This is a genomic window from Bosea sp. NBC_00550, assembly GCF_026020075.1.
Taxonomy (GTDB): domain Bacteria; phylum Pseudomonadota; class Alphaproteobacteria; order Rhizobiales; family Beijerinckiaceae; genus Allobosea.
This window is the reverse complement of sequence record NZ_CP102772.1, coordinates 1-24,294: the sequence shown is the minus strand read 5'-3', so window position 1 is coordinate 24,294 and position 24,294 is coordinate 1. Positions and strand designations below refer to the sequence as shown.

The window sequence follows — 24,294 nt, the reverse complement described above, 5'->3', positions numbered from 1 at the left end:
CTCGCTGGTTTGCCGGTCACCGGACCGGGGCCGGGGCACCAGGGATCGTGTGAACCGTCTCAGGCCTGACTCGTCGGACACGGGCCTCCCGCGTGGCGATCCTGAAGCGGATGCTGGCGGGCCCCCGCTTCACCAAGAGGGAGATATCGGCGGCACTGGCTGTCGAAACTCCGAGGATGCCGTGGGCGCAGATTGCGCCCCAGCCGCCTTGGCGATGGCGCCGGGATCCGGCACGGCCTTCGCCATTGCGATCGCGTCGCGCTCGATCGCGGCCGCCAGAAGGCAGTAATCGCCATAGCGAAACATCGCGCAGTGTTCGTCTTGGGACCACCTGCTGATCACCTCCCAGACGAGGTCGTACTCCTCGCAGACGCCGCCAAACCTGCCGCCCCGCAGTCGCGCGAAGCCCTGGCGGAACTCGGGGAACCGAAGCATGAGACGGGCAAGCCCGCGTTCTTGGGCCGACATCAAGCGCTCACATGAACCATGGGGGACATAGGCAACAGCAGCATAGCAACGGCGGATGCAGCGACTATGTCAATTAACGCCATTCCCTTTGGGAAGATAGGCGCGACGCTGCGTCGACGGCGCACAATGCGAAGAGCCGCGCCGCCCAGTGCTTTTTGGGCCACGCCCAGCGCTTAAAAATGAACCGTCTGCGGATTGCCGATTGCGCTGATCAATCTCGCGCTGAAGTATCACGCGTAGGCAGTGAGTTCGACATGAGTAGATCAAAATCGTCCGAGGCGGAGATGGCGCGAGTCAACGGCCTTTTGATCCGAACAGCTATCGTGATCGTGGTCGGCGCGATCGTCTTCATCCCGCTCATCAGGTGAGCGAGTCAGCCGTTGCAGAACGCTGATGTCCGCGCCAGGATACATACGGCGAATGAACGGCTTGATCAGGTACTTGGTCACGAGTTCCAATCGATCGGCTTCGGGGACCGCCGGAGAGAGCCAGGCCTCGAAGCGAAATCCGAGGGGCTTTCGGCTCCCAACACCGGCCTCAACCAGGCCAAGGACATTCTCCTCGATACGGTCGGGGACTATCAATGACTATCGACGAAGAGGCGATGGCTCGAGCTCTCAGGCGCTTCCGCGCCAAGGCCGGCAAGAACGCACCGATCCCCAACCCAACCAATGCAGGCAAGGCGCGACAGATGTTCTGGGCGAGCCTGCTTCGCAATGCCAAGGAGGAGATCATCAACGAGCGCGCACAGGAGGCAATGGCCGTCCCCGCGCACAAGCACGCGCAGTCCTATGATGTGCTTACCGTCCGCGAGAATGGCCAGGAAAAGCGCTCACTGTTCACGGCGCGCCAACTGGCCGATCTCATTCAGGCAAACGGAATGGCCGAAGAGATCAGCCTTGCCGAGATCGAAGCTACAATCAAGGAGCACGGTTCGATAGTCTGCCGGCCCTCGGCACCCGGATCCAAGGTCCACATCGAGATCAGGCTTCGTAAGCGCAGCCTGCTTGACCACTTCCGCGCACTGCTGCGGATCGCGACGAACTACACCCAGCCCCCGGGCCAATAATCCCCAAGCCGACATTAGGGTGATGAATTTAGCGGCCACCGGCATTGGTCCTTGAGGCCATCCGTGCCCTCAAGCTTACCTTGCCCGGTAGCTTCTCCCCAACGCCACAGGTGGACCCGCGCGCTATAAGCCCCACTTTGCCAGCGCCGCCTCTGCCTCCGCGGGATCATCCTTCATCCGGTAGATCGTCTGCCGGGACAGACCGGTCGTCCTGGCAATGACGCTGACACCTGCATCCTGCGCCAGCAGGTCCCGCACGGTTTCCAATTGCGGCCGGGTGGCGGGCCGGGGATCAGCCAGAAAAGCTCAAGGCTGCGGCGGCGCCCTGTGCGCCCCACTACGGCCGGGTGGGCTTTCGCTGCGCGTCATCAGCTTCGACTTCCTCGCGCCGCTCTCTCCGCCAACCGACGAACGAGAAAGCAGCCAGCGTAGTAGCTATGGTCAACATTGTCGCTGCCCACATGATACGAGAATCCCACCCAAACTGCTCATTCATTTCAATAGCCGCGCCAGCTATTTGTTAATCATGCCGATTGCCTGATTCATCGAAATCAACGCCGCAAATGGCGCGGAAGGAAGTAGGTTACAGTTTGCAACATGGGAGCGTCGCTTGCAGGCATGCGTCCAATGCGATTTCGGGCCTGCCTCAGACGCTAAGCGCGTGGCGCGCCCGTCTGAGAGGCTGCGGGCTTAATCAAGAAAGTCAGTCGACGGCTCGGGTCAATGCCCTCTCGCTGAGCCTATCCTGCCATGATGTCGCGAGCTGGCGAGATCTGGGCTTCCAACTCTAGGGAGGCCATCAGGTCTCGATAATCTGCAATCATCTCGTCGCGTAACGGTGCGTCTGACCTGGTCCAGTAATCCAGCCCCACATGCGCCAATTCGTACGCCTCGCAAAGGTCGAGAAAGGTTTCGCTTGCGGCGAGATCAAAACGGGCCCGCCAATCAGGAAAACGCAGTTTCAGACGGGCGCGCCCGCGCTCCTCGATCCGGGTCATAATGCCGACCTCGATATGTGAGGGCGGGTCGATGCACTCCTTGCCCTTCACTGATTTTGTGTTGCACTAATTTCTCCATCTGTTCGAGATGGTGCGTGGTCACGCGGCCGGAGTGATTGATGATGCCGACGAGTTCCAGCAGTGGCTCAGTTTCCTGCGTTGTTCCTGGGATCTCTGAAGACGATATTCGTGCCCAACTGGGTCGCATTTTAGCAAGTGACGACTTTAAGGTGCCCGAGCGGGTGCGCCGGTTTCTGTCCTTTGTGGTTGAAGAGACGCTCTTTGGCCGGGCCGACCGCATCAAAGCCTATGCGATCGCAGTCGAAGTCTTCGGCCGGAGGGCAGATTTCGACGTTTCGAACGATCCCGTCGTTCGCATTGAGGCGGGGCGGCTCAGGCGCGGATTGGAGCGGTATTACCTGCTCGAAGGCAGTACCGACCCGCTTGTGATCGAGATTACCAAGGGGGGCTATGTGCCCAGCTTCCGCTGGAGGCTGGACGATCAGGAGGAGCCTGCGCCGCTTTCACCATCCGATCCCGCGCCCGACGAACCACCCCGCTCGCGGACGAGCTGCTGGCCGTGGCGAAATCGGCTTGTCGGTGTCACTGCGGCGCTCGCGATCATCCCTTTAGTGGCCACAATGGTGATGGCAAAGCGACCGGCCCCGACGCAGCAGGCGAGCCTCGCGCGACCAGCGGTTGTCGTGAAGCCTTTCGTCAGTCTGACCAGGAGGGCCGAAGCCGAGGCTTTTGCAGCGCAGCTTTCCGACGAGCTGCTCTCACATCTTGCTCCGCGAGGGGAGCTGACAGTCTTTCGCGGCGAGGCGCTGTCTGCTTTGGATCCGCCCCCCTCGGCGGTCCCGAGCAATCGGTCGTTGGGCAACCGGCACATCCTGGAGGGAGTGATCCGTACGAGCGATAGCAAAGTCAGGATCACCAGCCTCCTTCTGGATAGCGAAACGAGCGCAATAATCTGGTCCGGCAGCTATGAGGCCGATCTGAATTCCAACAGCGCCTTCGAACTCGAGACGGGCCTCGCCTCCAGGATCGCTGAGGCCGTAAGCTCCCGCTTACGACTCGCAGCAACCGTTCAATAGAGACGGAGCGCGGGCCTCACGCGCGGCCGGCGCGGGAGCTAGCGGATCGGTCAGAGCCTTGGAAAGCGCCGAGTAGTACAGCGAAGCGCATTTTTACGCTGAGAGCGTCCGTCGCGGCGGCTGGGCGGGCGCCAATCCGCGTGGACGACGTTCGAACCCTGGAAGCTCAACCGATCATGGACCAGTCGGTCCGAATCGATATGGCGTCGCGACGCGCAGTCTATGAGCGCGAGGGGTGGACCCAGTTCAATGGAAACGCCACTCCTCATGTCCGTCCCGATTGTAGGGTCTGACCCTTGCATTTGGGCACGGTGGTGGGGGCGATTTGTGCTGGACAGCATGCGCACTTTCATCAAAATCTAATCTAACGCGCTTAAGTCCTGCGTATCCCGCGCGAGGGGAATTGGATGACGAGTGAAACGACGGTTCAGGAAGCGCATGCGGGAGAGGCGAAGCCGACGCGACGCGCCGAGTTGTTCGCTTTCTTGACGCTCGCTGTCTTGATCTGGCCGATTCTGGCGGTAGGCATCGTTGGCGGTTTCGGCTTCCTGATCTGGATGTCGCAGATCGTTCTTGGCCCGCCTGGACCTCCACGGTGAGCCGACACATGCCCGACCACGCCATCGACCGCCGCGACTTTCTCAAAGGACGGATCTCGCCTCACTTCGAAGTCGCGACCCGGCCTGCGCGCTATCTCCACATTGCAAGCGCGGTCGTGACCGCTCGCGCGGAGGATTGCCCCTCGATCGCTCGTCTCCTCGCGGAGATGCCCGGCGTCGAAGTACACGGCCTCGAGGACACTAAGATCATCGTGGTGATGGAGAGCGAGAACCGCGGCGAGATTGGCAGCCGCCTGACCGAGATGGCGCTGATGAACCGCGTGTTCTCAGCCAACCTCGTCTACGAGCAAATCGAACCCCTGGATCACGGAGCAGCCGCATGACGATTTCCCGTCGTGAGATGTTGAAGGCTCAAGCCGCCGGCGTCGCTGCGGTTGCCGCGAACATGAGCGTTCCCGCTGGCGCTCAACCGGTCTCCGGCGGCGTCGACGCGTTGCAGATCAAATGGTCGAAGGCGCCCTGCCGCTTCTGCGGGACCGGCTGCGGCGTTATGGTTGGCGTCAAGGAAGGGCGCGTGATCGCCACACATGGCGACATGAAGGCCGAGGTGAACCGCGGCCTTAACTGCGTGAAGGGGTATTTCCTCTCCAAGATCATGTATGGCGGCGACCGGCTGACCCAGCCGCTGCTGCGCAAGAAGAACGGCGTCTATGCCAAGGACGGCGAGTTCACCCCGGTCTCATGGGAAGAGGCCTTCGACACCATGGCCGCCAAGGCCAAGGAGACGCTGAAGGCCAAGGGGCCGACCGCGCTCGGCATGTTCGGCTCCGGCCAGTGGACGATCTTCGAGGGCTATGCCGCGACCAAGCTGATGCGGGCCGGCTTCCGCTCCAACAATCTCGACCCCAACGCCCGCCACTGCATGGCGTCGGCCGCTGTCGCCTTCATGCGCACCTTCGGCATGGACGAGCCCATGGGCTGCTACGACGATTTCGAGCATGCCGACGCCTTCGTGCTCTGGGGCTCGAACATGGCGGAGATGCACCCGATCCTATGGACGCGGTTGACCGACCGCCGGCTCGGCCATCCCCATGTCAAGGTCGCGGTGCTCTCGACCTTCACGCATCGCAGCTCGGACCTCGCCGATATCCCGATCGTCTTCAAGCCGGGCACCGACCTGGCGATCCTGAACTACATCGCCAACCACATCATCTCGACCGGCCGGGTGAACAAGGACTTCGTCGACAAGCATACGACCTTCGTGAAGGGCGCGACCGAGATCGGGTACGGTCTGCGCGCCGACGATCCGCGCGAGGTCAAGGCGCGCAAGGCCGCCGATGTCACGGCGACGACGCCGATCGACTTTGCGGCCTTCGCGGACTCCGTCAAGGAATACACGCTGGAGAAGGTCTCCGCTCTGACCGGGGTCGAACCCGGCTTCCTGCAGCAGCTTGCCGAGCTCTATGCCGACCCCAAGCGCAAGGTCATGTCGCTCTGGACGATGGGCTTCAACCAGCATGTGCGCGGGGTCTGGGCGAACCAGCTCGTCTATAACCTGCATCTGCTGACCGGGAAGATCTCGGAGCCGGGCAACAGCCCCTTCTCGCTCACCGGCCAGCCCTCGGCCTGCGGCACGGCGCGCGAGGTTGGCACCTTCGCCCATCGGCTGCCGGCCGACATGGTCGTGACCAATCCCGAGCACCGCAAGCATGCCGAGGAGATCTGGCGCATTCCACACGGCATCATCCCGGAGAAGCCCGGCTACCACGCCGTCGAGCAGGACCGCATGCTCAAGGACGGAAAGCTGAATTTCTACTGGGTCCAGGTCAACAACAACCTCCAGGCCGCGCCCAACAACAGCAACGAGACGTATCCCGGCTATCGCAACCCGGAGAACTTCATCGTCGTCTCGGATGCCTATCCGACCGTGACGGCGATGGCTGCCGATCTCATTCTGCCCGCCGCGATGTGGGTCGAGAAGGAAGGCGCCTACGGCAATGCCGAGCGGCGCACCCATGTCTGGCACCAGCTCGTCCAGGCGCCAGGCGAGGCGCGCTCCGACCTCTGGCAGCTCATGGAGTTCTCGAAGCGCTTCACCACCGACGAAGTCTGGCCCGCGGAGATCCTCGACGCCAACCCGAACTATAAGGGCAAGACGCTGTTCGACGTGCTGTATCGCAACGGCCAGGTCGACCAGTTCGCAGCGAGCGAAATCGATGCGGAATACGACAATTTCGAAGCCAAGAACTTCGGTTTCTATGTCCAGAAGGGGTTATTTGAAGAGTATGCGACGTTCGGCCGAGGTCATGGCCACGACCTCGGTCCTTATGATCTTTATCATCAGGTCAGGGGGCTGCGCTGGCCGGTGGTGGACGGCAAGGAGACGCTCTGGCGTTATCGCGAGGGGCTGGACCCCTATGTGAAACCGGGCAAGGGCGTCGAGTTCTACGGCAACAAGGACGGCAAGGCCCGGATCATCGCGGTGCCGTATGAGCCGCCGGCGGAATCGCCCGATGGCGAGTACGATTTCTGGCTCGTCACCGGCCGCGTTCTGGAACACTGGCATTCAGGCTCGATGACGATGCGCGTGCCCGAACTCTACAAGGCCTTCCCCGGCGCGCGCTGCTTCATGCACCCCGAGGACGCTCGCAAGCGCGGGCTCAACCAGGGAGCGGAGGTGAAGATCGTTTCTCGGCGCGGCGAGATGATCACGCGCCTCGAGACGCGCGGGCGCAACCGTATGCCGCCGGGCGTGGTCTTCGTGCCCTGGTTCGACGCCAGCCAGCTCATCAACAAGGTTACTCTCGACGCCACGGATCCCATCTCCAAGCAAACGGATTTCAAGAAATGCGCGGTCAAGATCCTCGCGGTCTGAGCGTGATGCGCTCCTGGACCGGTCTCGGGGCGGCGCTGGCAGCCCTCGTCGTCCTCACCGTCGGCGCGCTCTCGCAGGAGGGAGCACCGATCAGGGTCGTTCCGCGCGTGACCGGCAACGCCCATCCCATGGACCTCGACCGAGTGCCGGCGCTCGGCCGCCCGGTCGTCGACGACGTGAAGCGCATGCGGAACTATCCCGAGCAGCCGCCCGTCATCCCGCATTCGATCGACGGCTATCAGCTTACCCTCAACACCAATCGTTGCATGGATTGCCACAAGCGCGAGTTCACGGAAGGCTCGGGCGCGCCGATGATCAGCATCACCCATTTCCAGGACCGGGATGGGCAAGTGCTATCCGACGTGACACCGCGGCGCTATTTCTGCACCGCCTGCCACGTCCAGCAGACCGACGTTCCACCGCTGGTCCAGAACCAGTTTCAGGACGCCAAAGATGTCGGCCGGAAGCCGTAGCGGGGCGGGATCATGGCTAGGCTCAAATCCCTCGTCCTTTGGTGCTGGAGCGTCGTCGTGCGCTTCTGGCGGATCATAAGCCGCCCCAGCGCCTATCTCCCTCTCGGCTTCCTAACGCTCGGCGGCTTCATCTGCGGCGTACTGTTCTGGGGCGGCTTCAACACCGCGCTGGAGGTCACCAACACCGAGAAATTCTGCACGTCATGCCACGAGATGCACGACAACGTTTACCAGGAGATGCAGTCGACGGTACACTTCTCCAACCGCTCGGGGGTGCGCGCGAGCTGTCCCGACTGCCACGTCCCGCATAACTGGACCGACAAGATCGCCCGCAAGATGCAAGCCTCGAAGGAGGTCTGGGGTAAGATCTTCGGGACGATCTCGACCCGCGAGAAATTCCTCGGCATGCGACTCGAGCTCGCCAAGCACGAATGGGCGAGGCTGAAGGCCAACGACTCCCTGGAATGCCGCAACTGCCACTCCTCAGTGGCGATGGATTTCACCAAGCAGACCCGCCGCGCGGCCGAAATCCATAGCCGCTACCTGATACCGAAGGAGAAGACCTGTATCGATTGCCACAAGGGCATCGCCCATCTCCTACCGGACATGACCGGCATCGAGCCCGGCTGGAAGGAGCCGCCGGAAAACCAAGGCAAGGGCAGCGCCTCCTGGCACGAGCCGGAACACGCCGTGCGCTCCTATCTGGCCGAGATCGAAAAGCGCTGAGTGTCGACGCTCCCGTTCGCCGGGCAATCGGTTCGCCTCGCAGCCTCCAGCAACACGATCCGCGAGCGATGATCGGCGAGTGCCTCGATCCCGCCGATGAGATAGGATCGACCATCGCCATCCTCGCCTCGCATGGCTGGATCGAGGAGGTGTCGGCCCGTCCTCGCCGCGTGCGGCTGGTCCAGGAGGCCAGCGCGTGAGCTACAGGCGGTTTCAGTTTCCAGACACAAACGCCGCAAACGCCGCACTGCCGCAGGGTGTGAAACCGGAAACGCGCACCCCGCCATCTGGGGGAAGTGCCGCGAACGCCGCAACTGCCGCAGCACCCAAAGCCAAATCCTATCTTGTTTCGGTCAGTGACTTGGTCCTGACGTTTGAGCGCGATGTGGCTCGGCTGACCGAGTTGGGGAAGTCCAAGGCCGAGGCCGAGGACGCCGCCTACCACGCCTGTCTCATGCACTGGCAATACCGCAATCCAGTTAGTTTTTCCTCCGCCCCCCTGCGGCAGTGCGGCAGTTGCGGCAGCTGCGGCGGCCCCGAACGGGCGGGAGACATCCTGCTCGCCATCGGCATCGCGCCCGATCAGGTCTGGCTGCACGACGGCTGCTGGTCCGCCTGGCACGCTGACCGTGTCGCGCAGGCCGAAGCCTCCCTCGCAGCCATCGGGATACACAGGAGGACGCAATCATGAACCGCAAGCAACGCCGTGCCGGGCAGACCAAGACCGGCACCAGAAGCCGCGCGGCTACCCGGAGCACATGATGGCCAGGCGCAGATGCCTCTCGGACATGCCGGCATCGGAAGCCGCTTGCGCGCTTATTACTCCGCGAACGTCGGCTCGGGAAATAATAAGCCCGCCGCTTGGGAAGCGACGGGCCTCTGACTTCTGTCAGGACTTGGCGGTTCCGGCCATCGCCGGGAAACTGGCTTTGCCCTCCCGTAGGTGCGGCCGGTACATCCGCGGCAACGCATCCAACCGGAGAGCAGGCAGGCATCGTCTCCGACGCCGCGTCCTCAACAGGTAGGTGGTCCGAAAGTTCCTTCAAGGGGCATAGCCCCGTGGAAGCGTTTAGAAGGCGGCCGGTGGGCGGAAAAAATTTTCTGCCCTTCGGATAGCCAAAATCGCGCGAAATGCCAAACCTGGGCCTCCTGTGGCCCGGCGCGGCGTCTGCTCAAACCGCGAACGAACGCTGAATCAACCGGAACGGTTGTGCAATGCGTCTCTAGCCTAGACACAGCGTCCCGCCTGATAAGGGATGATAAGGCCACCGCACACGGCGCGAACTGGACGAGCGCAGATGATCGCCAAGCGGCTATCTTAAGCCCATCGCCAAGCCTCTTCGCCTCTCGAGCATGCCGGCTTTGCGGGGGAGATCTGTTCGCGTCACAACATTAGTGGGTTCGATCCGTGCTGTGGCCGGATTTGCTTGAGCAACTCTCCTGCACGCCTGACGGCGCGAGCGCGGAGGCGCACTGCGTATTGGACAAGCTCTTGGTCGTCCGCCTGCAGCGCGTAAGAGGCGAGCGCGGCAGCTTGTTTGCCCACAATCTTCATCACACCGCTCCCGCTACCGTCCCATGCTGATTAACCACTTCTTAACCACTGCAGGCGCCCCCTGGCATAGTCCATCGGGGTCTTGGGGGGCTCGAGGGGGGACCGTGGCCATGCACGACTTGCACTTGGATCACGCTGCCGTGGAGCAGCTCGTCGGCCTGACTTTCGCCGAAGTCGAACGCGATCTGATCCTGGCGACGCTGCACGAGACCGGCGGCAACCGCACCCATGCCGCGAACATGCTTGGCATCTCCATCCGTACCCTGCGCAACAAGATCAGCGCCTATCGCGGAAAAGGGCACGATGGGCCTCAGTCGGCGGCGCGGTAGGCACCGCCATGCCAATGCAAGCGCCCGACGCAGTGACGGCCAGCAATCTGGTGTCATCAGTGACCATGGCCGGCCTGTTGCGCTGCCTCGTGCAGAAAGGCGTGCTAGCTCCGGGCGATATTCGCGAGATCTATGAGACGGCCCTCATGCTGCTGGAGCTGCAACAGGCCAGCGTGCCTGCGAGGCAGGAGGCCTTTGTTGCCGCTCGGGCGGCCCTTGAGAACAGCCTTCGATCGCGCAATCGACATGCCAATTAGAGGCGAGAGGATTGTGCCGGTGACAAGTCATCGCAGCTGGCTAACCCTAACGCCGAAGTGATTCGACGCGGCGTCGGGTGACCGATCCAATCTTCAGCGCGCATCGCGCGCACTTATCGGGCGGGTTCGACTCCCGCCGCCGCACCAACCACCTTCGATCCAACGCCAAGGCAAGCCCGCCCGGCGATCGAGATTACGTCCCCGGTTTTCTCTCGACGGGTCGCGTTGAAAAACGCACGACGTTCGAAGGCCGCGCATCCCGTTCAGTGCGCGCCACCGCCTCGAGCAGAAGCACGATGGCGCGGCACAGCCGCTCGTCTTCGATACTATCGCTATCAAGTGTAAGGAACGCCTCCATCAAAAAGGCGCGGCACTTACGATAATTGCCCATGGCGAGCATGCTGATGCCAACAGGTGAACCCTCGACAAAATAATTGAGAGCAATTCGACCCACCGACGGCTCACTCTTACTCCACCATGTCGGCCGTCTCTCGCATGCTCCGCACGAGCGGCGCCTCGCGCCGTTAGCGGGTTTCTGGTTCACGGCAGAACAGCTCCTGCCATCCAGCTTCCGTCATCGGGCTCTGGCCTGCCGCCTCGTCGAACTCGAAAGCCACTCCATCCTTGATGGCCTCCCTTTCCGCATCGCTCAGCGGGTGGGCGCTTATATCGTGGCGCACGCTATTGCTGGCGCGTGTCTCCAGTTTCGCGATGCGCTGTGACAATCGCGTCATGGCGCCGGCCTCGCTGCGCTCGCGATGATGGCGGCATTCAACGCGGCGTCGGACATCAGCCGCACAGCGCGGCTGCCCCGCGTTTGATCGAGCCGATCACAAGGCTCGGCACCTGACACGAGCGCCGCCAGTTCCGTGTCGGAAAGCCCCGGCACATCGCTCCACCGCGCTTCCGGCAACTCAGCAGGCCCGGGCATCGCGCCCATGATGATCGGATCGCCCCGCCTTACGGCTCCAGCCGCGAGTGCGTGCTCGTAGGCTTGCTGGAGGGCTTCCGGCAGCATCACCCTCATTTCTCCCCGCTTGTTCCATCCGCCGAACCGGCCGCGATGGGATGCTCGGCAGTAGCAATCGCCCGCGTCCCCGCTTCCGGCCAGATCTTCGCGCTAGCGCTTGCGACCCTGCCCCTTGCCTCTCGCCGTCCGGTGACCGCCGGCTCCTCTGTCAGCGCTTCGCGACGTTCGGCCTTCTCAGTCTTCGTGGCACGGGTGTCAGCGAGCAAACCACCGAGGGAGGCGCGCCAATGAGCGAGCAGCCCAATCCTGTCTTCGCCGCGATCGAGCGCTGGCGGCCGCTATGGGCATTCCTTACCGCCGCTGGCGATATCGGCGATATCGAGGTCTTCACGGTTCGCTTGAAAAGTCAGGATTGCTGCCAGCTTGTCCCGCTTGCGGCCGGTCGCGTTTATCGTCATTGCGAACCCAGTCCGGGTTGTTCGGGCGACCAAACCCTCGATGCGGCCGATTTCGTCGATGTAGGCAACAATGCGCTCACCCGGACGAACTTGGACGGCCGTTTCAAGGCTAAGGCCGCCTGGGCTCATATCGACTGCGCGACAGGTTGCCTCCTGGCGCGGGGTCAGCATCAGGCGGCCAGCCAGGCTCACAGGTACGCGACCATGGCGGCGCTTATCTGGGGATCTGTCGCTCGGCCTCATTGCTGAACGGTGCCAACAGCGAGTTACCGTTAGGTAAATTCGCCTTCGCTACCCGCTCGCGCTGGGGCCTTCTTGCCCGTGAAAGTGCGCTAACCCGACCATTCCCGTGTTGAGGGAGTGCCTATAGCGGATCAGGCCCCGGGACTTCGTCTCGGGCGAAGGTCGCGCCCATCGCGGCGTGGGATTGCCGTTCAAGCTGGCCCGGGCTCGCTTCGGCGGGGCTGCCTTTTTTCGGGTCGGTCTTGCGCGGGAGATGCAGGTCAGCGACGACGGGAGAACCAGGTGGGCGCCAGCACCCCCGCCGTCGCTTCCGACGAACCCGCCTTGCAGGGCGGTCTCGCCGCCGTGAGAACCGCGCCCGTGCGACCTCACCCTTACACTTTGCACGGGAGTCTCCCGGAGGACTATTCAATTCTTGACGGGCGGGAACTCCGCTGAGGCTACCTCGTTGTGGCAGCGCAGCCGTTGTGTGTCCAAGCGACGGGGGTGATGGTTCTCTGCCAAGATGACCACCGAAGGGAGCCGGCATACACCCCCCGCTGGCTCCCTTCTTTCTACCGCCGATCAGGAAGCGAGCCGCGGATGTACTGGCAGCGCCCGATCGGCCGGTAGCCATCGAATTCAGAAGCGGCCGTTCGCCCGCGCGCGACGACGGTCACAGGCCCGGCACTCCGAAAGGAGGCCGGGTCTTTTTCGTTTAAGTTCCGCCTCAATGCGGTTGAGCGCTCGATCTCGGCGCGCAATCGAACGACCGCAGCGTCGCCCCGAATGCTCTTCATGTGAGTCTTCAGTCTATGAACTGGAAAGCCCAGGGGGCGACAGAGCGATGGTGCCGCATTCGCCTGCATTCTTCAGTTCCGAAGACTTAGCCTGATCGCGGTTCTCTATCGAAGGAACGATTCTTCGGAGCTGCGGTTCTCGACTCCGTTGAGTTGGAGTTGCGTCATGTGTGCCCAGCGAATGTTTCGAGCTGGCCTATCCTCGGACACCGTCAGCAGCCGGCCAATGCCGCGGGATGACGAGCGCCAGGGTGTTCTCGATCTCCGCGTTCTCCCAACCTATCGCGCCTACAGCGCGACCCGAGGCTGGGTCGACAAGGTCGATGAAGTCGCGATGCTCACAAGCGCGTTTGCGGATCGGCTCGAGGATGTGAAGAGCATCCGAAACACCGGTGAACTGGACCAGGCAGACGCGGCCAGCGTCAACGCGAAAATCGCCTCGATCGCGAAGGCGGCGGACACTTTGATCACGGCTCTGATCGAAAATGCCGAAGCGCGCGGTCTCCAAGCGACCGGCCGCTGGATGGATATCCCGCTGGTCGAGTGCCGAAAGTTCGAGATCAAGGAACGCGATCCCGTCGAGGAACAGGCGGACGACGCATACGACCGGATGAAGATGTAGCTGGCGCCTGCCGCCGGAGTGGAGTTGCGGTCATGTGTGCTCGTCGGGTTCTCAGAGCCGGGCTTGGTGTCGATACGGTCAAGGGGCCGGTAACGCGGCGGCCGAAAATCGAGCGCAACTTATTCAGCGATCCAATGCCGGAGCGCGTCGAGCCCTGCCTTGCTCTTCTCCAAAGCAAGCCGCCGACCGGCGACGATTGGGCGTTCGAGGTGAAGTGGGACGGCTATCGGCTCGGGGTGCACATAGGCCCTGGCAAAAAGGTTCGGGTCATCACCCGCGGTGGTCACGATTGGACCAGCCGCTTTCCGACCATAGCCCACGACGCGCTTGAGTTCGGCCTGGACAGCGCAATCCTCGATGGCGAGGCGGTCGTGCTGGACGAGCGCGGCGCTTCCGACTTCGGCGCCCTGCAAAAGGCGCTGGGTGGGCGCAGCGGCAAGCGATCCGCTGCGAGCGCGATGCTCTATGCCTTCGATCTGCTCTATCTCAATGGCCACGACCTCCGCTCGCTCAGCCTAGATGAGCGCCGGGCGATGCTGGAGGATGTCCTGGCCTCGCAGCCGCATGGCTCGATCCGGCTCGGCGAGGAGATCAACACAGAGGGCGCCCCGTTCCTCAAGCTTGCCTGCGAGCTCGGGCTTGAAGGCATCATCGCGAAGCGCCGATCGGCGCCTTATCGATCAGGGCGGGGCGGCGACTGGCTCAAGATCAAGTGCGTCCAGTCCGAGGGTTTCGTCATCATCGGGTATGAGCCGTCGACTGCGGCGCTCGGCGGGATTGGTCGGCTAGTGCTGGCCGCTCGCAAAGCCGGCAAGCTGGTCTATGTCGGTAGCGTCGGTACCGGCTTCAGCCACGCCAGCGCGACCGCGCTGCGCAAGCAGATGGACAAGCTCGTCATCCCGAAGCCGGCAGTCAGCCTGAGTGGGCGTCGACAGGCCTATCGCTGGCTCACGCCGGCTCTGGTCGCAGAGGTCGAGTTCCGCGCCTGGACGGACGACGGAAAGCTGCGGCACGCGTCGTTCAAGGGGCTGCGTGAGGAAGCCGACGAGGCCTCGGTTTACGTGTTGCAATCCTCGGAGGAATGACCGGCAGCTCTGTTGCCGACGCCCTTCATCATGGCGAGCGAATCCTCGTAGACCTTCACGGCGTCCGCGATCGCTGCCATTTCGCGCTCTTCGTCGCTGCCGTTCGTGAAGCCCATCAGCTCCTGGGCGCGCTCGAGCGCAGCGCTCAGTTCCTCTTCGTTGCGGATCACGATGCGGCCCATCCCGCCTTAACCGGGCGCCGGCTCGTTCGTTCCGCTCCCCCGAAGTGCAAAGCGTAGGCCCCACTTCGCTCCGACTGTGGCGGGTTTTCAGTACCGACTTGTTTCCGCGCTGCGCAGGCCCAACCGCCTCATGTGCTCGACATGGCCGGCCCAGCCCTCCTCGCCGATGAAGATTAGGTAGCGCTCGAAGGCTTGTCGGAAGGCGGGGAGGCACGCATCACGAGTTGCCTCTCTCCCTGGACAGCCATTTGGGATCGAACGCCGTTGGCGTGCTTGCAATCAGCCACGCCCTTAGGATGACGACAAGTTCTGGACCGTCATCCATCAAGGCCTGTCGGTTGGTGTCATCGTCGAGACGCGCGGCCGGTCCGACGAACCTCCGCACAGGTCCTGGGTAATCCACGTACACTCTGGGAATACAATGCTGCCAGTGAGCCTACAGCAGCGATTCAGCTCATCTCCAATCGGCCCGACGTGGATTTGGCCTGGGGTTTACGAACCTCTCCCGCGGTGAACGGCGGCTCCTAATCTGGGCACCGCGGCAAAGGCACGCGCCAGAGCAAGCCCGATGCCGCTCGTCGATCCGGTGACGACGGCCGCCTTTCCTTGAAGTGACATCTTGCCTCCAGTGGCGCCTAAGCGCCGTTTGTGGGCGAGCGATCTGCCCGCTCGCGCTTCTTTTGCTAACGAACCTCTTGCAAAATCGGTCAAACCAGTCCGGTCATGTAGTAGACAGCTATGATCAAGAAGACCGCTAGCGTCTTGATCAGGGTAATAGCGAAGATGTCCCGATAGGACTGCTTGTGAGTCAGGCCGGTCACCGAAAGCAGGGTTATGACCGCGCCGTTGTGCGGCAATGTATCCATGCCACCGCTCGCCATCGCGGCCACGCGATGCAGGACCTCGAGCGGGATTTGCGCTGCGTTGGCGGCGGCGATGAACTGCTCCGACATGGCCGCGAGCGCGATGCTCATTCCTCCCGAGGCCGAACCGGTGATCCCAGCGAGCACCGATACGCTGATCGCCGTGTTGACCAGCGGATTCGGGATCGCCTTGAGGGCGTCGGCGATGACGACGAATCCCGGCAGTGCCGCGATCACGCCGCCGAAGCCGTATTCGGAGGCCGTGTTCATCGAGGCGAGAAGCGATCCGGCCACCGCCGCCTTGGTGCCGTCAGCGAAGCGCTCCATGACCCGTCGGAACGCGAAGGTCAGCACCGTAAGGATGCCGAGCAGGAGCGCGCCCTGGACGGCCCAGATCGCGGCGACCGATGACACCTGCGTAACCAGTGGCTTGGCCATTCCCGCCAGCGCCACCTCGTGAGTGGCGCCGTAATATTTGACGATCAGGCTGGTGAGGATCTTGTTCGCCACGCCGACCACGACCAGTGGAGCCAGGGCGATGGCCGGGTGGACCAGCTTCTCCGCGGCCATGGGTTCGGGCTCGTTGGTGTGGCCCTCGCCATAGCCCTCCCCAGCGGCCGCGGCCGCTCGCCGGCGCCATTGCAGGTAGGCCATGCCAGTAGTGAGAATGAAGATCGCGCCGATCGTTCCGAGAATGGGCGCAGCCCAGGTATCCGTCTTGAAGAACGTCGTCGGGATGATGTTCTGGATCTGCGGCGTGCCGGGAAGAGCATCCATGGTGAAGGTGAAGGCACCCAAGGCAACCGTGCCCGGGATGAGACGCTTGGGGATGTCGCTTTGCCGAAACATTTCGGCCGCGAATGGGTACACCGCGAAAACGACCACGAAGAGCGAAACGCCGCCATAAGTGAGGACGGCGCCGACCAGCACGATCGACAGCATCGCCCTCTCGCGCCCGACGACGCCGATCACCGCCGAGACGATCGATTTGGAGAACCCCGACAGTTCGATGAGCTTGCCAAAGACCGCGCCCAGCAGGAAGACGGGGAAATACAGCTTCACGAAGCCGACCATCTTCTCCATGAAGATGCCGGTGAATACGGGTGGCACGGCCTGGGGATTGGTGAGGAGAACGGCCAGCATCGCAGCGATGGGCGCGAAGAGGATCACGCTGAAACCGCGATAGGCGACAAACATCAGCAGGACGAGGGCTGCGACGGCGATCAGGAAATCCATGCAGCTTCCCCCTGCAATCTTTCTCGAAACCAACCCGCGCTGATCGCAGCGCCATGCCTGCCTTATCCGCCGGGCTCAGTAGAAGCCCGTATCGGTCGTCATCATCAGCCTGTCGACTTGCAACGCGCGGATGACATGAGCTTCTTCGGCGATGATCGCTTCCAGAATATTGCGGCCCCGCGCCACGGTCCGCTGCCCGCAAAGTTCCCCTGGCGATCCTCGCGCGCAACAGCCGCCCCCAGCGGAGCGGCTGTGCAAGAAACCTAATGCTGCTGGTATCGATCCCTAATTGGCCCGACAGGTGCGCTCTGTCACTTACGGGCAGGGACCTGTAAAACGGCGACCGCTCGTGTCCTGGAAGATACAGTTGTTCGGGGTCGTCGCCCGACCGACCACCGCGCCGGCCACGCCACCTGCTACGGCACCGATGGCGGCCCCACGTCCGCCGCCCGCGATCCCTCCGATGAGCGCGCCACCGCCAGCGCCAATGGCGGCGCCGCCAAGCGTACGGTGGGACTGAGACTCGGGGTTGCAGCCTGCGAGTAAAAGGCCGAGGCCGATAAAGCCGGCAATAGTGATCGAACGGATCATTTTGGGTCCTTCTTCAAGTCTGCGCGCGAATGCGAACGCGTCAATTTAGGCCAGAACGCCGGGCCCGCCAGCGCAGCTCTACCGAGTCAGTCGGGATTCTTGTGGATGTTCATCGGGTCCCCCCTAGCTGGACATCCGCAAACCTCCAGATCCCCCAACCTCCGCGATGGAGGTTAATCCGGGGGTACAGCTTCTGGACGCGGGCACGCCGATTGAATAATCTCCATTCGCGGTTACTGCTCGCGCAGGCGCAGCGGAAACGGCCGGACGCCACCGCTCGCAGCCTCCCAGGCCCTGCGGTGGCGTCTTGCTTTTTGGGGAGTGCGGGAGCGGTATCAGGTCGGCATGTCTAGTTCGCCAATTTCGCCGGCCTGATCGCAGGCCCCTGTGGGCGGTCCGGCGATTGTTCGTGAAAGGTTGGCCTTGGCGTGAATACCTCGCCGGCTTGTAGCCGAACGAGCTTCCTGACATCGATCGAGCGGACAGCGTCTGCAACGCCGCGCAATCCCGCCATGACCGCGCGGGCGGCTGCGCAACTCGCCCCGGTTACGCGTCCGCGCGGGCCACCCGCACGTGAGAGCCGAGCGGGATCGCTCGTCTAGCTCTCGGGCAAGAAAAGCCGCAACTTCACCATGGGGACTTCACCGGAAGCCAGCGTCAGCGACATGAGTGTTTGACAGCTGGCATTCTTGCCGAGCACCGAGGCGTATTTTGGCGCGGCGCCGACCGAGCGTTCGCCCTTCTTCGGCAGGGGCTTGCCATCGACGATTACCAGGTCTCAGCGCCGCCAACCATCCTGTCGGCCTGTTGAGCAAGGCCTTTCTTGAGGGGCGCAGCATCCCATGTCCCGCTATCAGTGAATGATGAAGCTGGTCGTAGCCGACGTCACCGTCGCGCGCCGCCATCGGCTGGATGCTCTTGCGCGCCCGCGCGCCCAAGAGCATCGAGAAACGGTGCAGGTGTGTCCGGCTTTTGTGCAGGGCTGATCGACGCCGGTGATCGAGCGCTCAAGATCGGACTTCGAGATCGCGTCACTGGTCGGCTCTCCATAAGCGACCACTAAACCGCGCCGTCGGAATCCCAAAAAATGCTGCCCACCTCAAAATCTGCCAAAGGAGTACTAGGGCGGGTCGGCACCTTCGCAGATTCCCGTCATCGCCTGCGAGACGTCCAGCAGCAAGCATTCCAGGATGGTTCTCCCTTCCTCGTCGGCTCGGACCGACGGCTGCGGGATGACCAGTCCGGTGAACCGCGCTGCGCTTGGCGAGGCGCGCCACCTGCTGTACCCGGCCTTCAATCAGTCGACTTTCTTCCAGGAGCCGGGCCCGGCGTCACTCGGGCTCCGCCGAAACGGGGGAGCCAACGAATTAGGCTTCCCAATTTCGTGGGACGTTTCGCCGGCTCGATGCGGCTATTGCGCGAGCACCATGGCGAAGTAGCCGAACACCGTCAGGAGAATGCCGGATACCGCATACGCGACAGGGAACCCGATCCAGGGGACGTTCGACTGGATTTCGACCGCGGCCTCGCGGCAGGGTCCGCTGTGGCTGCGCGCGCCGGCGACGCCGCCCATCAAGACGGCCGGGTTCATTTTGAACACGTACAAGCCAATGCCCCATACGATGAATGGCGGGATCGAACAGGCGATAAACCCGACCAGAAAGATCTTGAGGGCGAGGGCACCGGTGAGCTGTGATAGAAGCGAGTTGCCGGCGTTGATGCCGACGATCGCAACGAAAACCACGAGACCGAGATCTTCCAGCACGTTCCGAGCTGCTGTGGGCGTGTTGCCGAAATATCGCAGACGCGAAACGACAGACGAGACGATCACGCCGGCGACCAGAAGTCCGCCCGCATTGCCGAGCCCGACCTTTGCGCCAAAGGCCGGGAATTGGATCGCGCCGATCAGGAAGCCGAGGATCATACCCACCGATAGCGTCAGAAGGTCCGTGGCGGTGGACGGACGCACGACGCGCCCAAAGGTCGCGCCGATCTTGTTGACCGCATCCTTAAGGCCGACGACCGTGACGATGTCCATTCGCTGCAGTTTGGTGTCGTTTCCAATCGGAATGGGCACGCCCGAACGCTCAAGCCCGGTGACCTGAATCTCATCGGCGCCTGGCAACGTACGCCATTCCTCACGCGTCTTCTTGAGGATCTCGCCGTTGGTCACGAGGATCTCGGCGCGGTCCAGCGGCAGATCCAGCACCACGCGATCGGAGACCTCGGGGCCGATCAGGCCCATTTTCTCCGTCATTGTTTCGCGCTTGCCGCCTAAGGCTATCAAATCGCCGGCTCGGAGAGGTTCATCCAACCTCGCGCCTAGCGCTGCGTCGCCGCGCGCCAGATTCACGAAGCGGTATTCAGGATTTTCTCTCAGCAGATCGCGCACAGTGCGCCCGACCCAAGCCTCGTTCTCGAGCCGGTAGGCCCGCAATCCGCCAGCCGTCCAGCCAGACAGAGCTGGACTGTCGCCGCTAGCGACGCCGTGCTCCTTCTCATACGCCCTGGCCGACTCGCGCGCGTCTATGCCCCACCATTTCGGCAGGTACTTGGTAATGAGAATAATGCCGACGGTGCCCCAAATATAAGTAATGCCATAGGAGAGCGCGATCATGGCGTTCACCTGGTCGGGGTTTGTCCCCGGCGGCAACGCAATTGCGCCAGCAAGCACCGCCTGTTCGGCGGAACCGATGGCGGCCGACATGGTCTGCGACCCGGCTAGCATGCCGCCGGCTGCGCCGGGGGGGAGCTCCAGCCACTTCGCGCCTACGACAACGAGGAACAGGCCGATCACGCAGGAGACGACGGCGAGAAAAGTAAACTTGATGCCGTCGCCACCCAGGCTGTTGACGAACGAAGGGCCGACCCGCAGCCCAACGCCATACATGAAGAGATAGTAGAAGAGCAGGCGGGCGAAATTATCGAGCGCAAGTTTTTCCCCATATACGGATGCCCAGACCGAAAGGCCGCAACCGACGATGATCGCCGATGCGACCATGCCGAGCCCGTATCCCGCGATGGTCTGGCGCCCGAGCCAGACCGATAGCCCCACAGTTAGAAACAGTAGGATGTACGGATTGGTCGCGAGAAAATGGAATGTTGCCTGCATAGAGTTCGCCCCAGCATCGTTCACTTACCTGGCGCCTTGCTTCCGACGCCTGTCCGGCCTCGAGAGTTGAGGCCGCGATTTCTTTCGCATTTATGTGTCAATCGCAGTGCATGAACGGCCCTTTGATTCAGACAGGTTGAGAGTTGCCCTCAGCTGCGCGATTTATTCCCGCCGTTCTCTGAGCCCGGGTTCGTCCTGGCGCCCAGCGCGTCCGGCTTCAGCAATTTGAGGCCTTTTGCTTTCTCGTAGCCGTGGATCTCCTTCACATCGAGCTTTCGCATGAAGGTGATCGTCTCGTGTGTCACGACCTGACCCGGCACGAGGATGGGGAAACCCGGCGGATAGGGAATGACGAAGTTGGCCGAGATCAGTGCCGGGCCTTTGTCGATGCGGCGGTCGCATTCCGGGCTGTCTATGCGCAGATACTCGCACTTCTCCTCCTTATAGGCAGAGAAGAAGGCGGTGCGGATGTCACCTTCCGGGGTCGCTTTTCCGGCGTCCATGCGGAACGCATCGTGGAACCGGCTGAAATTCGGAAGGTCGGGCACCTCGTTCATCAGGCTGTGCACGCGAGCGTCAAAGGCCTTGCGCTCATCCTCGCCGCCCTGGCGCAGGCGCAGCTCGATCTCGTTGCTGATCTTGAGCAGCACCCCGATCAGGAGCGCGACGTCGCTGCGGGTGTTGTTGATGTTCGACTGCAGCAGCACCGAATTGCGCGAGGTCTTGTTGACCTGGATGTTGTATTGCGCGGCAAGCAGGCCCTTGAACGACGTGCCGTCGAAACCCGCTGTTCCACAGACCAGCGTCATGCGGGTCGGATCGAGGCAGAACTCGTCTTCCCGCATGCTGCGCAACTGATCGTCCCAGCGCGTGTCCGGCGCGAGGAAATCGGTGAAGCCGCTGGTTCGGTACTCTTGCGGCACCATTCCGTCGGCACCGACGACCTTGAAATATTTCGAGATGACCGGATGGACGGCGATCTCGCGCCTGATGTCGAGCGCGACCTCGATGGCGTTCATCACCAACCCGTAGCCCTCCAGCTCCATCTGCCGGCGCGCGACGTCGAGGCTGGCGATGAGCTGCTGGTTCGGGCTGGTCGAGGCATGGGTGAAGACGGCCTCGTGAAACTGCGCCTCGACCTTGTGGAAATCGACATCCTTGACCAGCACCATCGAGCCCTGGCGGATCGCCGACATCGATTTGTGCGTGGAATTGGTCTGGTAGACCCGCAGCCTGATGGCGTCCGGGTCGGGCACCAGGCGCGTATCGAGGAGCTTCTCGGCTGAAGGGTTAGCGCCAAGCGCTGTCCGCTGTTTCTTGTGCTGCGCGGCCGCGTCGGGATCCTGCATCCAGGCCTCGATGTCGGCCGCGGCGCCCATCGCGGTCCGTGGCCGCAGGAAGGGCGACCAATGCGCGAAGCCGAACCAGGCCTCGTCCCACAGAAAGATCAGGTCCGGCTTGATGGCGAGGCACTCCTCCATCACGCGCCGCGTGTTGTAGATGTGCCCGTCGAAGGTGCAGTTGGTCAGGTCGACCATCTTGACACGGTCGAGGCGTCCTTCGGCCTTGAGATCCAGCAGAGCCTTCTTGATGGTACGCAGCGGCACCGCCCCGTACATCGAGAACTCCGGCATGGGGAAGGCTTCGACGTAGAAGGGCTGCGCGCCGCACAGCACCAAGCCGTAATGGTGCGACTTGTGGCAGTTGCGGTCGAGGATGACGATGTCGCCGGGCCCGATCAGCGCCTGCAGCACCATTTTGTTGGAGGTGCTCGTCCCGTTGGTAACGAAAAAGACTTCGTCGGCGCCGAAGGCCCGCGCAGCCATCTCCTGCGCCCGCTTGATGTTCCCAGTGGGCTCGAGAAGGCTGTCGAGACCGCCGGTCGTGGCGCTGCTCTCCGCCAGGAAGAGGTTGATGCCGTAGAACTGCCCCATGTCGCGAATCCAGGGCGAGCGGAACACCGATTTGCCGCGTGCGATCGGAAGCGCGTGGAAGGTGCCGACAGGCCGCTGCGCATAGCGCTTGAGATTGTCGAAGAACGGCGTTTCGTAGCGCGCCGCGATGCCCTCCTGCACCGAGAGATGGAGTTCGAGCGGCTCCTCGATCTGGTACATGACGCGCCTGATTATGGCGGCCCGCGGATCGCCGGCGAGCTTCTCGACGCGCCGGTCCGACAACAGGTAGATGTCGAGCTCGGGCCTGATCGCTTTCAGGCCGGCCGCGAGTCGCAGCGCCAGATCGGCTTCGTCCGCCTTGTCGAGATAGGGCTGCTGCGCCGCGAGCACGCTGCGCAGCACCGGCGCGTCGTGCCGCGATTTCAACGCGAAGCCTTCATAGATGACGACGGCAGCGATGTTCGGGTTGAGCACGGCCGCACAGACCGCATCCTCCAGGCTGCCGACCAGGACCGTTTCGTAAACGAAGGCGTCCTCGGCGCGCCGCAGGCGGCGGAATTCGGCGGCCATATGCGGCCAGCGCGCCATCGGCGCCGGCGTCACGGCCAGCATCTCGAAATAGGGCCTATAGACCGGCGCCTCTCCCAACGAGGACGGGAGCATGTCGGCGGGCTCCGCCAGCGACAGGTCGGCCGCCTGCCATTCCTTTGAGTCGTGCTTGTAATTGCCTGTGATGATCGCCACCGAGATCCGCTTGGCGAGCGAGAGGAAGCCGCTGGCGTCGTCGTTCTGGAGGAAGCCTCGCAGCACCGAGATAAGGTCGGCTCCCGGGAATGCGTGAAACTCCTCGATGACACCCAGCTCGTCGAGCGCGGCCTCGACTGCGCTGCGGCTCTTGCTGCCCGTCGACCAGGAACGCGCCACCGCGTGGAGGTCGCGCCAACGGTCGGTGCGACCGGACGGGGCGGAAAAAAAGTGATCGATGCTGCGCGATTCCTGAACGGGAGAAGCCATCCTGTTTCCTGTTCTCTCGCAGGTCGCACTGTATTGAGCTCAGTCAATCAGCACATCCCGGGCTGATCGCGTACTGTCCCTAGGGACAGGTTTCCGCTCTTGCGGATGTGCTAATGATCGATCGAGCGTCGGTTTCTGGTCGCCAGAATTGCAATCGAGTTTGGCGCAGGTCGAGCCCAGGATTGATCTTATAAGCCGCCAGAAACTTGTGCGCTCGACTGTGATTTGTTGTCGCGGAGCTAATCGGATGAACAAGATTTCATTGATCGGCGTGATCTCAGCGATATTCGCTGCCGCAGTATTCTCGTCCATCTGCCCGCGCCCGGCCGCTGCGTGCAATCGTATAAATGGATGCACGATGGATGTTCTGCTCGAGGGGCATGACATGATGCACGACGGCCGCATGAACGAAAACATGCGCGAGGGCCAGGAGAACATTCAGGCCTTCCGCCGCCAGCAAGCCGCGGATCAAGCTGCGGGTCGAATTCCGCCGGCGAGCAGATGAGCATGCTGCGGCAAGAGGCGCGCTTCATCGCGTTGCAGGGCCGTTGCGAGGTATGACTATGCATCTGCAAATTGTGTTCGACAGCGTTATCCTCAGCGGGCTCGCCTCTCAGGGGTAGGGGCAGGCGACTGCGCCCCCTTCAAAACCGCAGGTGCCCGTGGCGCCCCAGGCGGGCAGGGCGAAGAAGTTCTCTCCAGCGGCCCTCCGTTGCGCTCGTTGCGCCGATCGCGCTCTACCCCGACGCCTTGCTCGCACAGGTGCCGATGGCTTCGACCTATCCGCTGGAGGTGGTGCAGGCGGATCGATGGTTCACAGCCAACAAGAAGCTGAAA

Annotated in this window: 27 protein-coding genes and 3 pseudogenes; 15 read left to right on the top strand and 15 right to left on the bottom strand. The window is 62.7% G+C overall.

What is annotated here, in order from left to right; genetic code table 11:
* Positions 1-129 precede the first annotated feature (129 nt).
* Both NWE53_RS00150 and NWE53_RS00145 read right to left on the bottom strand, forming a co-directional pair.
* Positions 130-468 (bottom strand): hypothetical protein, encoded by a 339-nt coding sequence (locus NWE53_RS00150; protein ID WP_265052388.1) that lies wholly within the window; start codon positions 466-468, stop codon positions 130-132.
* Positions 469-731: 263 nt separating this feature from the next.
* Positions 732-1,052, bottom strand: a complete 321-nt coding sequence (locus tag NWE53_RS00145) for a hypothetical protein (RefSeq protein ID WP_265050997.1) — start codon at positions 1,050-1,052, stop codon at positions 732-734.
* Here NWE53_RS00145 and NWE53_RS00140 point away from each other — a divergent pair.
* Positions 1,052-1,537 carry a hypothetical protein gene (locus tag NWE53_RS00140; protein WP_265050996.1) on the top strand — a complete coding sequence of 162 codons (486 nt, stop codon included), beginning with the start codon at positions 1,052-1,054 and terminating at the stop codon, positions 1,535-1,537. The two genes, NWE53_RS00145 and NWE53_RS00140, sit on opposite strands and share 1 nt — an antisense overlap.
* 123 nt (positions 1,538-1,660) lie before the next feature.
* Here the strand turns inward: NWE53_RS00140 and NWE53_RS00135 are convergent, their stop codons facing one another.
* Both NWE53_RS00135 and NWE53_RS00130 read right to left on the bottom strand, forming a co-directional pair.
* Positions 1,661-1,804 (bottom strand): helix-turn-helix domain-containing protein, encoded by a 144-nt coding sequence (locus NWE53_RS00135; protein ID WP_331489863.1) that lies wholly within the window; start codon positions 1,802-1,804, stop codon positions 1,661-1,663.
* Positions 1,805-2,277: 473 nt separating this feature from the next.
* The gene (locus NWE53_RS00130; RefSeq protein WP_265052387.1) at positions 2,278-2,535 is read right to left on the bottom strand and encodes a hypothetical protein; all 258 of its coding nucleotides are present in this window, start codon (positions 2,533-2,535) and stop codon (positions 2,278-2,280) included.
* A 119-nt stretch (positions 2,536-2,654) separates the two neighbouring features.
* On the opposite strand from NWE53_RS00130, the gene NWE53_RS00125 reads away from it, so the two are divergent.
* The 10 genes from NWE53_RS00125 (at position 2,655) to NWE53_RS00080 (ending at position 10,407) form a co-directional block, all read left to right on the top strand.
* A complete protein-coding gene (locus NWE53_RS00125) occupies positions 2,655-3,632 on the top strand; it encodes a hypothetical protein (RefSeq protein WP_265052386.1) in 978 nt (325 codons plus the stop codon).
* Positions 3,633-4,039: 407 nt separating this feature from the next.
* The gene (gene napE / locus NWE53_RS00120) at positions 4,040-4,231 is read left to right on the top strand and encodes a periplasmic nitrate reductase, NapE protein (RefSeq protein ID WP_265052385.1); all 192 of its coding nucleotides are present in this window, start codon (positions 4,040-4,042) and stop codon (positions 4,229-4,231) included.
* Between the two features lie 8 nt (positions 4,232-4,239).
* Positions 4,240-4,575, top strand: coding sequence for a chaperone NapD (locus NWE53_RS00115; RefSeq protein ID WP_265052384.1), 336 nt, complete (start codon positions 4,240-4,242; stop codon positions 4,573-4,575).
* A complete protein-coding gene (gene napA, locus NWE53_RS00110; RefSeq protein WP_265052383.1) occupies positions 4,572-7,067 on the top strand; it encodes a periplasmic nitrate reductase subunit alpha in 2,496 nt (831 codons plus the stop codon). Before NWE53_RS00115 ends, napA begins: the two co-directional genes overlap by 4 nt.
* Entirely contained in the window at positions 7,040-7,540 is a 501-nt protein-coding gene (locus tag NWE53_RS00105) for a nitrate reductase cytochrome c-type subunit (protein WP_265052382.1), read from the top strand. The genes napA and NWE53_RS00105 overlap by 28 nt, the downstream gene beginning before the upstream one ends.
* Positions 7,541-7,552: 12 nt before the next feature.
* A complete protein-coding gene (locus NWE53_RS00100) occupies positions 7,553-8,266 on the top strand; it encodes a cytochrome c3 family protein (RefSeq protein WP_265052381.1) in 714 nt (237 codons plus the stop codon).
* A gap of 68 nt (positions 8,267-8,334) precedes the next feature.
* Positions 8,335-8,466 (top strand): hypothetical protein, encoded by a 132-nt coding sequence (locus tag NWE53_RS00095; RefSeq protein ID WP_265052380.1) that lies wholly within the window; start codon positions 8,335-8,337, stop codon positions 8,464-8,466.
* Complete coding sequence (locus NWE53_RS00090; RefSeq protein ID WP_265052379.1) at positions 8,463-8,957, top strand: hypothetical protein; 495 nt, start codon at positions 8,463-8,465, stop codon at positions 8,955-8,957. The genes NWE53_RS00095 and NWE53_RS00090 overlap by 4 nt, the downstream gene beginning before the upstream one ends.
* 974 nt (positions 8,958-9,931) lie before the next feature.
* On the top strand, positions 9,932-10,150 hold the full coding sequence (locus tag NWE53_RS00085) for a helix-turn-helix domain-containing protein (protein WP_442865063.1): 219 nt from the start codon (positions 9,932-9,934) through the stop codon (positions 10,148-10,150).
* Positions 10,151-10,164: 14 nt separating this feature from the next.
* Positions 10,165-10,407, top strand: a complete 243-nt coding sequence (locus NWE53_RS00080) for a hypothetical protein (protein ID WP_265052378.1) — start codon at positions 10,165-10,167, stop codon at positions 10,405-10,407.
* A 193-nt stretch (positions 10,408-10,600) separates the two neighbouring features.
* Here the strand turns inward: NWE53_RS00080 and NWE53_RS00075 are convergent, their stop codons facing one another.
* The 4 genes from NWE53_RS00075 to NWE53_RS29940 form a co-directional block, all read right to left on the bottom strand.
* A complete protein-coding gene (locus tag NWE53_RS00075; protein WP_265052377.1) occupies positions 10,601-10,861 on the bottom strand; it encodes a hypothetical protein in 261 nt (86 codons plus the stop codon).
* A 70-nt stretch (positions 10,862-10,931) separates the two neighbouring features.
* A complete protein-coding gene (locus NWE53_RS00070; protein ID WP_265052376.1) occupies positions 10,932-11,141 on the bottom strand; it encodes a hypothetical protein in 210 nt (69 codons plus the stop codon).
* Positions 11,138-11,425 (bottom strand): hypothetical protein, encoded by a 288-nt coding sequence (locus NWE53_RS00065; protein WP_265052375.1) that lies wholly within the window; start codon positions 11,423-11,425, stop codon positions 11,138-11,140. The genes NWE53_RS00070 and NWE53_RS00065 overlap by 4 nt, the downstream gene beginning before the upstream one ends.
* A 290-nt stretch (positions 11,426-11,715) precedes the next feature.
* Positions 11,716-12,006: a PilZ domain-containing protein gene (locus tag NWE53_RS29940; RefSeq protein ID WP_442864916.1), complete on the bottom strand. Its 291-nt coding sequence runs from the start codon at positions 12,004-12,006 to the stop codon at positions 11,716-11,718.
* 1,077 nt (positions 12,007-13,083) lie between these two features.
* On the opposite strand from NWE53_RS29940, the gene NWE53_RS00055 reads away from it, so the two are divergent.
* Both NWE53_RS00055 and ligD read left to right on the top strand, forming a co-directional pair.
* Positions 13,084-13,479, top strand: a complete 396-nt coding sequence (locus NWE53_RS00055; protein WP_265052373.1) for a hypothetical protein — start codon at positions 13,084-13,086, stop codon at positions 13,477-13,479.
* Between the two features lie 32 nt (positions 13,480-13,511).
* Positions 13,512-14,564, top strand: a complete 1,053-nt coding sequence (gene ligD, locus NWE53_RS00050) for a non-homologous end-joining DNA ligase (protein ID WP_265052372.1) — start codon at positions 13,512-13,514, stop codon at positions 14,562-14,564.
* Here the strand turns inward: ligD and NWE53_RS00045 are convergent.
* The 7 genes and pseudogenes from NWE53_RS00045 to NWE53_RS00015 form a co-directional block, all read right to left on the bottom strand.
* Entirely contained in the window at positions 14,537-14,746 is a 210-nt protein-coding gene (locus tag NWE53_RS00045) for a hypothetical protein (RefSeq protein ID WP_265052371.1), read from the bottom strand. The genes ligD and NWE53_RS00045 overlap by 28 nt on opposite strands.
* A gap of 537 nt (positions 14,747-15,283) precedes the next feature.
* Positions 15,284-15,364 (bottom strand): annotated as a pseudogene (locus tag NWE53_RS00040) (3-hydroxybutyrate dehydrogenase); the annotation flags it as partial.
* Between the two features lie 89 nt (positions 15,365-15,453).
* Positions 15,454-16,845 (bottom strand): GntP family permease, encoded by a 1,392-nt coding sequence (locus NWE53_RS00035; protein WP_265052370.1) that lies wholly within the window; start codon positions 16,843-16,845, stop codon positions 15,454-15,456.
* A gap of 315 nt (positions 16,846-17,160) precedes the next feature.
* Entirely contained in the window at positions 17,161-17,436 is a 276-nt protein-coding gene (locus NWE53_RS00030; RefSeq protein WP_265052369.1) for a YMGG-like glycine zipper-containing protein, read from the bottom strand.
* 601 nt (positions 17,437-18,037) lie between these two features.
* Positions 18,038-18,413, bottom strand: a pseudogene (locus NWE53_RS00025) (transposase); the annotation flags it as partial.
* Between the two features lie 434 nt (positions 18,414-18,847).
* Positions 18,848-20,548: an aspartate:alanine exchanger family transporter gene (locus tag NWE53_RS00020; protein ID WP_265052368.1), complete on the bottom strand. Its 1,701-nt coding sequence runs from the start codon at positions 20,546-20,548 to the stop codon at positions 18,848-18,850.
* 149 nt (positions 20,549-20,697) lie between these two features.
* Positions 20,698-23,457 (bottom strand): aminotransferase class I/II-fold pyridoxal phosphate-dependent enzyme, encoded by a 2,760-nt coding sequence (locus tag NWE53_RS00015; protein ID WP_265052367.1) that lies wholly within the window; start codon positions 23,455-23,457, stop codon positions 20,698-20,700.
* Positions 23,458-23,704: 247 nt separating this feature from the next.
* Here NWE53_RS00015 and NWE53_RS00010 point away from each other — a divergent pair, with 247 nt between their 5' ends.
* Positions 23,705-23,962, top strand: a complete 258-nt coding sequence (locus NWE53_RS00010) for a hypothetical protein (protein WP_265052366.1) — start codon at positions 23,705-23,707, stop codon at positions 23,960-23,962.
* A 151-nt stretch (positions 23,963-24,113) separates the two neighbouring features.
* Positions 24,114-24,294, top strand: a pseudogene (locus NWE53_RS29935) (DUF3300 domain-containing protein); the annotation flags it as partial.

Excerpts from the sequence above, each read along its gene's own strand:
- NWE53_RS00030 (WP_265052369.1), bottom strand. The coding sequence starts at position 17,436 with ATGATCCGTTCGATCACTATTGCCGGCTTTATCGGCCTCGGCCTTTTA.
- NWE53_RS00115 (WP_265052384.1), top strand. The coding sequence starts at position 4,240 with ATGCCCGACCACGCCATCGACCGCCGCGACTTTCTCAAAGGACGGATC.
- NWE53_RS00045 (WP_265052371.1), bottom strand. The coding sequence starts at position 14,746 with ATGGGCCGCATCGTGATCCGCAACGAAGAGGAACTGAGCGCTGCGCTC.
- NWE53_RS00125 (WP_265052386.1), top strand. The coding sequence starts at position 2,655 with ATGATGCCGACGAGTTCCAGCAGTGGCTCAGTTTCCTGCGTTGTTCCT.
- NWE53_RS00070 (WP_265052376.1), bottom strand. The coding sequence starts at position 11,141 with ATGACGCGATTGTCACAGCGCATCGCGAAACTGGAGACACGCGCCAGC.
- NWE53_RS00020 (WP_265052368.1), bottom strand. The coding sequence starts at position 20,548 with ATGCAGGCAACATTCCATTTTCTCGCGACCAATCCGTACATCCTACTG.
- NWE53_RS00015 (WP_265052367.1), bottom strand. The coding sequence starts at position 23,457 with ATGGCTTCTCCCGTTCAGGAATCGCGCAGCATCGATCACTTTTTTTCC.
- NWE53_RS00100 (WP_265052381.1), top strand. The coding sequence starts at position 7,553 with ATGGCTAGGCTCAAATCCCTCGTCCTTTGGTGCTGGAGCGTCGTCGTG.
- NWE53_RS00105 (WP_265052382.1), top strand. The coding sequence starts at position 7,040 with ATGCGCGGTCAAGATCCTCGCGGTCTGAGCGTGATGCGCTCCTGGACC.
- NWE53_RS00035 (WP_265052370.1), bottom strand. The coding sequence starts at position 16,845 with ATGGATTTCCTGATCGCCGTCGCAGCCCTCGTCCTGCTGATGTTTGTC.
- napE (WP_265052385.1), top strand. The coding sequence starts at position 4,040 with ATGACGAGTGAAACGACGGTTCAGGAAGCGCATGCGGGAGAGGCGAAG.
- NWE53_RS00130 (WP_265052387.1), bottom strand. The coding sequence starts at position 2,535 with ATGACCCGGATCGAGGAGCGCGGGCGCGCCCGTCTGAAACTGCGTTTT.
- NWE53_RS00085 (WP_442865063.1), top strand. The coding sequence starts at position 9,932 with ATGCACGACTTGCACTTGGATCACGCTGCCGTGGAGCAGCTCGTCGGC.
- ligD (WP_265052372.1), top strand. The coding sequence starts at position 13,512 with ATGTGTGCTCGTCGGGTTCTCAGAGCCGGGCTTGGTGTCGATACGGTC.
- NWE53_RS29940 (WP_442864916.1), bottom strand. The coding sequence starts at position 12,006 with ATGCTGACCCCGCGCCAGGAGGCAACCTGTCGCGCAGTCGATATGAGC.
- NWE53_RS00065 (WP_265052375.1), bottom strand. The coding sequence starts at position 11,425 with ATGCTGCCGGAAGCCCTCCAGCAAGCCTACGAGCACGCACTCGCGGCT.
- NWE53_RS00055 (WP_265052373.1), top strand. The coding sequence starts at position 13,084 with ATGCCGCGGGATGACGAGCGCCAGGGTGTTCTCGATCTCCGCGTTCTC.
- napA (WP_265052383.1), top strand. The coding sequence starts at position 4,572 with ATGACGATTTCCCGTCGTGAGATGTTGAAGGCTCAAGCCGCCGGCGTC.
- NWE53_RS00080 (WP_265052378.1), top strand. The coding sequence starts at position 10,165 with ATGCAAGCGCCCGACGCAGTGACGGCCAGCAATCTGGTGTCATCAGTG.
- NWE53_RS00095 (WP_265052380.1), top strand. The coding sequence starts at position 8,335 with ATGATCGGCGAGTGCCTCGATCCCGCCGATGAGATAGGATCGACCATC.
- NWE53_RS00140 (WP_265050996.1), top strand. The coding sequence starts at position 1,052 with ATGACTATCGACGAAGAGGCGATGGCTCGAGCTCTCAGGCGCTTCCGC.
- NWE53_RS00150 (WP_265052388.1), bottom strand. The coding sequence starts at position 468 with ATGTCGGCCCAAGAACGCGGGCTTGCCCGTCTCATGCTTCGGTTCCCC.
- NWE53_RS00010 (WP_265052366.1), top strand. The coding sequence starts at position 23,705 with ATGAACAAGATTTCATTGATCGGCGTGATCTCAGCGATATTCGCTGCC.